This is a genomic window from Ruegeria halocynthiae, assembly GCF_900106805.1.
Classification (GTDB): domain Bacteria; phylum Pseudomonadota; class Alphaproteobacteria; order Rhodobacterales; family Rhodobacteraceae; genus Ruegeria; species Ruegeria halocynthiae.
Genome location: NZ_FNNP01000005.1, coordinates 219,107 through 226,026, shown reverse-complemented (window position 1 = coordinate 226,026; position 6,920 = coordinate 219,107). Strand labels below are relative to the sequence as shown.

At 57.6% G+C, this 6,920-nt stretch carries 6 protein-coding genes; 3 read left to right on the top strand and 3 right to left on the bottom strand.

Annotated elements, in window-relative coordinates; translation table 11 throughout:
* Positions 1-42: 42 nt before the first annotated feature.
* From BLU89_RS14695 to BLU89_RS14685, 3 genes are read left to right on the top strand one after another with little or no spacing between them, the layout of a single operon-like run.
* The gene (locus BLU89_RS14695; protein WP_083347768.1) at positions 43-2,436 is read left to right on the top strand and encodes an ATP-binding protein; all 2,394 of its coding nucleotides are present in this window, start codon (positions 43-45) and stop codon (positions 2,434-2,436) included.
* Complete coding sequence (locus BLU89_RS14690) at positions 2,433-3,050, top strand: response regulator transcription factor (RefSeq protein WP_074737588.1); 618 nt, start codon at positions 2,433-2,435, stop codon at positions 3,048-3,050. The genes BLU89_RS14695 and BLU89_RS14690 overlap by 4 nt, the downstream gene beginning before the upstream one ends.
* On the top strand, positions 3,047-3,796 hold the full coding sequence (locus tag BLU89_RS14685) for a phosphate/phosphite/phosphonate ABC transporter substrate-binding protein (protein WP_074737587.1): 750 nt from the start codon (positions 3,047-3,049) through the stop codon (positions 3,794-3,796). The genes BLU89_RS14690 and BLU89_RS14685 overlap by 4 nt, the downstream gene beginning before the upstream one ends.
* A 54-nt stretch (positions 3,797-3,850) precedes the next feature.
* Here BLU89_RS14685 and BLU89_RS14680 read toward each other — a convergent pair whose 3' ends face one another.
* The 3 genes from BLU89_RS14680 to BLU89_RS14670 form a co-directional block, all read right to left on the bottom strand.
* Positions 3,851-5,389, bottom strand: coding sequence for a tripartite tricarboxylate transporter permease (locus tag BLU89_RS14680; protein ID WP_074737586.1), 1,539 nt, complete (start codon positions 5,387-5,389; stop codon positions 3,851-3,853).
* Positions 5,390-5,399: 10 nt separating this feature from the next.
* Positions 5,400-5,831, bottom strand: a complete 432-nt coding sequence (locus tag BLU89_RS14675; protein ID WP_074737585.1) for a tripartite tricarboxylate transporter TctB family protein — start codon at positions 5,829-5,831, stop codon at positions 5,400-5,402.
* Positions 5,832-5,901: 70 nt separating this feature from the next.
* Entirely contained in the window at positions 5,902-6,867 is a 966-nt protein-coding gene (locus tag BLU89_RS14670; protein WP_074737584.1) for a Bug family tripartite tricarboxylate transporter substrate binding protein, read from the bottom strand.
* Between the last annotated feature and the right edge of the window lie 53 nt (positions 6,868-6,920).

The window sequence follows — 6,920 nt, the reverse complement described above, 5'->3', positions numbered from 1 at the left end:
AAACATGACAATCAAAACAATAAAAAACCCTTTGGACAAAACTTGAACAAAACACTCAAACAACAAAATATACACCAAGAACATTCCGAACCGGCCCGCAGGCGCAGATCACTGCGCGCCACGCTTGCCTTGTGTCTGGGCGGATTGCAATTCCTGGCCATCCTTTCGGTGATCCTGTCCACCTTTGTCAGCTCGGAAAACGCGCTGCTGCGGCAATCGCGCAATTCGCTGACCGAAGTCAGCGTCAATGTCATTGGTCAGGTCAAAAGCTTTCTGAACCCGGCCCGGCAAACACTGGATGCCACACGGCGGCTGGCCGAAAATGACGTGTTGGACATCAACAACCCGGCAGCGCTCGAAAGTCATTTTTTCCAGCAGCTGCAGGTCGCGCCGCAACTGGCCGGGATCTATCTGGCGGATGAGTCAGGACGGTTCGTTTATGTCATGCGCACGGAAGAACCGGGGCGGTATCGCACCAAGGTCATCCCGCCATTCCCAATTGGCCGCACAGAACACCACGCAGATTTCCAGTGGCGCAACGATCAGTTTACTCTACTTGAAACCGCCACCACTAAATCCGACAGCTATGAGGCCCGCACCAGACCCTGGTTCCGAATGGTCTCTGACACCAAAGCACCGATCTGGACGGAACCCTATATCTTTTACACGACGCGGCAACCGGGCCTCACCTATGGTGTGCCCATCTTGGACAAGGACGGCAACATTCGCGCCATACTAGGAGTAGATATCCAGATTGACGCCCTGTCAGGCTTCCTGCTGGATATCTGGTCGGACCGGCACGGGGCCGCACTGGTGCTGAACAAAGACGGTGCAGTGCTGGCGCATCCAACCAGGGTTCTGATCCAGAAGGACGCGGATTTCGACAATCCGGAACTGCCCCGGGTGGATCAGATTGACGACCCTCTTGCGCTACAAGCCTTTGGGACAGCGGTGCAGAACAGGATGGACGGGGTTGCCGGCCCGGTTCACACCGACTTTGAGCTGAATGGCCAGGATTACGTCGCGATGCTGATCGAAGTCTCGGAACCCGGTCTGCGATGGTTGATCGGCCTTTATGCGGCCGAGGACAACTTTATCGGCGAGGTCAAGAAAAACCGGGTTCAGGGCATCTGGATCGCACTGGCCATCGCCATTCTGACCGGAGCGATCGGGCTGGCCATGGCCGACCGAATCTACGCTCCGGTGCGTACTTTCGCCAGTCAGAGTCAGCGCCTCTCCAGCGGTGAGATAACACCCGAAGAAGGTCTGCACAGCCCCTATCGTGAGCTGGAAGACACCGGAGCCGCACTGACACAAGAGGTCCGGCAGCGGCAGCGTTTTGAGACCGCCTATGGTCGCACCTTCGATCTGGCTTCACGCGGAATGGCGCAGATCGCGCCCGAAACGGGGCAGTTTCTGCGAGCAAACGAACAGCTGTGTGACATCATGGGATATCAGCCGGATGAGCTGGAGACGATGACACTGACTGATATTCTGCCAAAAGACGAACAGAAGATCGCATCCATGTTTCGCCAAACCCTGCTAGAGGATTCCGAGTTCATCGCAGAGAACCAATTCATACGGAAAGACGGATCGCCGATCTGGTTGCGGGTCAACGCCATCCTGATCCGCGATGAAAGCGGCACACCCGACCACGCGGTTGCCATTATCGACAATGTGAGCGACCGGAAGCAGGCCGAGGACGAGGCAAGCCGCCTCAGCCGCGATCTGTCCCACGTGTCGCGCGTCAACCTCATGGGTGAGATGGCCACCGGGCTGGCACACGAGCTGAACCAGCCGCTCAGCGCGATTTCCTATAATGTTGATGCCGCAAAGATCACACTGGATGAGATCGGCAACCCCGATCCCGAACTGACCGAGATCCTCTCGGATATCGATCGCCAGTCGCGTCGCGCGGGCGACATCATCCGTGCCCTGCGAGAAGTGGTACGCAAGGACCGCGGACGTCAGACACCGTTTGATTTGAACGGCTTGATCCGGCAAACCGTAAGCCTGATGGAATCCGAGGTAAAACTCCACGAGATCAGATTGCAGTATGATGAAACCAACCTTCCTCCCGTTACCGGAAACCGGACTCAGATCGCACAGGTGCTGGTCAACCTGTTGCGAAATGCCATCGATGCGCTGGCCCGCGATCCGGTCGCAAAAGGCCAGATATCCATCTCGACACGGGTCACCGACGAGATTGTCGAGGTGCGCGTGGAAGATAACGGGCCGGGCATCAGCAATGATGTCACCCTGTTTAACATGTTTGATACCCAAAAGACTGACGGGATGGGGCTGGGCCTGTCGATCTGCCGAACCATCGTCAAAGCCAATGACGGCACAATTTGGTATGAGCCCACCAGTGAATTCGGCGCGCGTTTCTGTTTCACCCTGCGCCGCAGCGACCAGCCTGGGGGAGATCGGGAATGACCTCTGAACCGCAGGTGGTCTTTATCGTCGATGATGATGAAGATGTGCGCATCGCCCTGTCCAGGTCGCTCAGAAAACGCGGCATGAGCGTTGTCCACTTTGCAGATGCGCAGGCCTTTCTGGATCAGGTGCCCGAGGACGCAACGGGCTGCCTGATCCTTGATTACGGGATGCCGGGCATGGACGGGCTGGAACTGCAGGACCATCTGGTTCAGCAAAACTCGACCATTCCGATCATCTTTATCTCCGGTCATGGCGGCATTCCGGAATCCGTACGTGCCACCAAGGCCGGCGCGATTGATTTTCTGGAAAAACCCTTTGATCTGAAGGTGTTGATCACACGGATACAGGCCGCTTTTGAGGTTGGTGCACAACTGCGCACCGCGAAAACCCGACGTCAGATGCTCGCGGACAAGCGCGACCTTCTGACCGAGCGCGAAGAACAGGTGTTGCAGCACATCCTGACCCATCCCGCGCGCACCTCAAGCAAAGAAATCGCCACGGAACTGGGAATCAGCCCCCGCACTGTCGAAATCCATCGCGGGCGCATCCAGCAAAAAATCGGCGTGAAAACCATGATCGAACTGTTCCAATTGTTCGGGCAGTTGCAATGATCGCAAGCCTGATGATGTACGCCCGCCCACAGCTTGACCGGGCGCATCGGCGATACTGGAACCTGATCCGGGAAAACCTGCACCACGCCGGAATCACCAGCCCCGAACATCTGTCACAGAACACCGAAGAGTTCGCAGTCTGGCAGCATCCCGATCTTGTCCTAAGCCAGACCTGCGGAATGCCCTATCGGATCTGGCTGCATGAAAAGGTCGCATTGGTTGGTACACCTGATTACGGCCTCGCAGGGTGCCCACCCGGCTATTACCGCAGCGCTCTGATCGTTCGCGCCGATGATCAACGCGCAGATCTGACTGCATTTCGGGGCGCGGTCTTTGCCTATAACCAGACATTCTCGCAATCCGGCTATGCCGCGCCTTATTGGCATCTCAGACCGTACGGGTTCTGGTTCGAAAACCGCGTACAAACCGAAGGACATCTGAGATCGGCGCAGGCCGTGGCCGACGGTCGCGCAGATATTGCCGCGCTTGATGCGGTTTCGTGGCGCTTGATGGCTGAGTATGAGGATCTTGCCACGTCCCTGCGGGTGTTGGACTGGACGGAGCCTACACCCGGGCTGCCTTTGATCACCGCAATGGGCAATGATCCGGACACGATCTTTTGCGCGGTTGAACGGGCGATCGAACAGCTGGATGCTGCGGATCGCACGGCTCTGGGGATCAAAGGTATCGTGAGGATTTCGGCGGAGTGTTATCTCGACATCACAAACCCACCCGGTTCCGTTTAGTCACCCCAAAAAAAGGGCGCCACCGGCAATGGCCGGCCGCGCCCGGTGGTTTTTTTAATCGCTGATTGCGCCTTCCTCGTCACGACGCTGGTGCATCTTGGCCTTGACCCGTGCGCCCACGATCAGGGGCAGGACAAATCCGATGATGGCAATGGACCACAGCGCAATCGCCAGAGGGCTGTCGACCAGTGTCCACCAGTTGCCATTGTCGATGGTGACAGCGCGGCGCAGGTTGTTTTCCATCGAATTGCCCAGCAACGTACCCAGAATGATTGGTACCAAGGGCACATCCAGCTTGCGCAGAACCCAACCCATAACGCCGAACCCGATCATTACCACCAGATCGAAACTGGATCCTGAAATGCCGTAGATTCCTACAAAGCTGACCATTGCCACGATAGGCATCAGGATGCGCGACGGCACCATCAGCACCCGCGTGAACAGGCCAACCATCGGGATGTTCATCGCCAAAAGCATGAAATTGGCTATGAATAGAGCCGCAATCAGGCCCCAAACTACATCCGGGTTCTGTGTGAACAACAACGGCCCCGGTGTGATATTCAGCGCCAGCAGAACCGCCAACAGAACCGCCGTGGTCCCCGAGCCCGGCACACCCAGCGCCAGCATCGGTACCAAGGCACCGCCTGCCGCCGCGTTATTTCCGGCTTCGGGGGCCGCCACGCCACGCGGATCACCGGTGCCAAAGGTGTTTTCCTTGTCGACCAGCCGTTTCTCCATCGAATACGAGATGAACGAGCCCAGAGAAGCCCCCGCCCCCGGCAAGACACCCGCCAGGAAGCCAAGAAAGGACGTGCGCAGCATGGTGGGTGTACACTGTTTGACCATCGACATCGGTGGGTAGAGACGGCCAATCTTCAGCTGACGGCCTTCAGCATCTGAACCTCCGTGGCGGCGCTCAAGGAAGATGAATACTTCGGACAGCGCGAATAAACCGACGATAGCCACAAGGAAATCGAGACCGTCATACAGATGTACTTCGCCAAAGGTGAAACGCGGCACACCGGTCTGGGTGTCGACTCCAATTGTTGCCAACCCAAGGCCGAGCGCTGCGGCAAAGGCCGACTTCGCCTGATTGGTCGACGACACGCCTCCCAATGTCATGAAGGCCAGTGCAAAAAGGGCGAAGTATTCGGCCGGTCCAAACAACAATGCGATCTTTACCAACTGCGGCGCCAGAAAGATCAGGCCCCATGTCGCCAGAAATGCGCCCACGAAAGAGGCGATACCAGACAGCGACAACGCCTCACCAGCCAACCCCTTCTTGGCCATGGGATGCCCGTCAAGACAGGTCATCATGGCGGGCTCGTCGCCGGGTATATTCAGCAGGATGGATGAGATCCGTCCACCATACATTGCTCCGTAATAGACACTGGTCAGCAGGATCAGCGAGGGCGTTGCGCCCAAACCCAGCGTGAACGCCAGCGGGATCAGGATCGCCACACCGTTGGAAGGGCCAAGACCGGGCAACGCGCCCATGATCGTACCCAGAAAACAGCCCAGCAGGGCAAGCAACAGGTTCTGCCATGTCAAAGCGATGGCGAACCCGTCGGCAAGGGATGAGAAAGTTTCCATGATCCCCTCCTCAGAAACCCAGTGGTCCGCGGGCCAGCGACAGACCGAGAACCAGATGGAAGATGACATAAATACCCAACGATGTGCCGATGCCTACGATAACGCTTTCGATCGGACCGGACCCCAGGCGCCATGCCAAGTAGGCGGCGGCGAAGGCGGTGGCGATGACAAAGCCAACAACCGGCAACAGCTCGGCATAAAAGATCATGACAACCACGGCGGCCCCAACCTCGACCAATCGGCCCAGTGCAGGCCATTCGGGTTCAGCGTCGGGGCGTACAGCTATCACGATGCTGGACAGGCCCAATATGGCGGCGATTATCATCGGGAAAGCTTTGGGTCCAACGGCATCGGACAGAAAGCTTTCTTCAATCGCCAATGCGGAAAAGGCAAACCCAATGGCGAGAAGCAGTCCGACGACTCCGAAGATGCGGTCACTCATCGGTGTCTCCTATTCGTTTGAATTCTTATTGGGTGCTTCACACATGCGAAACACCCTTTGTTAGAGCCTGTTACTTAATGATGCCGATCTCTTTCGAGATGGTTTGAATCTGGCCCACAGATTCAGCGACGAAGTTCTGGAAATCCGCACCCTGCAGGTCCAGCGGTGCCAAGCCGTTGGCGGCCATGACCTCTTTCCATTCGTCCGATGCATAGAGATCGCCGATCTTGCCGACCCAATCACCATAGGCCTCATCGGTCATGCCGCCCGGAGCGTAGAACCCACGCCAGTTGGCCCCAATCGCATCGATGCCCTGCTCTTTGGCGGTCGGGAATTCCGCGAATTCGCCAGGCAGACGATCGGGCGCAAGCACTGCGATGACCCTGATGTCGCCTGAATCGACAAAGCCTTTGGCTTCCGAAATATCACCGGTGAAAGCCTGAACTGAACCAGCCAGCAGTTGGGTCACGGCCTCGCCACCGCCATCAAAGGCGATGTATTTGACCGCGCGCACATCGTCGATGCCATAGGCGTTTGCCGCGATAAGTACCTTCAGATGATCCCAGCCGCCCACAGCCGAACCGCCAGCGACCGAAACCGAAGTCGGATCGGCTTTGATCTGGTCCAGCAGTTCCGGCAGCGTGTTGACCGGGCTGTCAGCAGCCACGGCGATCACCCCATAGTCGGCCCCGATGGCGGCCAGCCAACGCACCTGATCCATGGTGTTTCCGGGATAGGCACCCTGCGCCAGACGGGTTGCGGTGGCAGCACTGGCGGCAACGATCAGTTCGTTATCTTCGCCCCGCTTGTTCACAACCTCAGCAAAGGCCACACCTCCGCCGCCTCCAGCAAGGTTCACAACCTGCATGGTCTGGTCGATCAGACCCAGATCCTGCAGCGACTTACCGACCTGACGGCAGGTGAAATCCCAACCGCCGCCCGGATTAGCCGGGGCGATACATTCCTGAGCGCTGGCGGCGCCAGACAGGGCAAAGACAGCAGCGGCAATCGCGCCACCTGTTCCAAACAGTTTCATTCGTTCCTCCTCCAAGGGTCTTTTTGGGCCGTTCACGACAGCCAAAACCATTC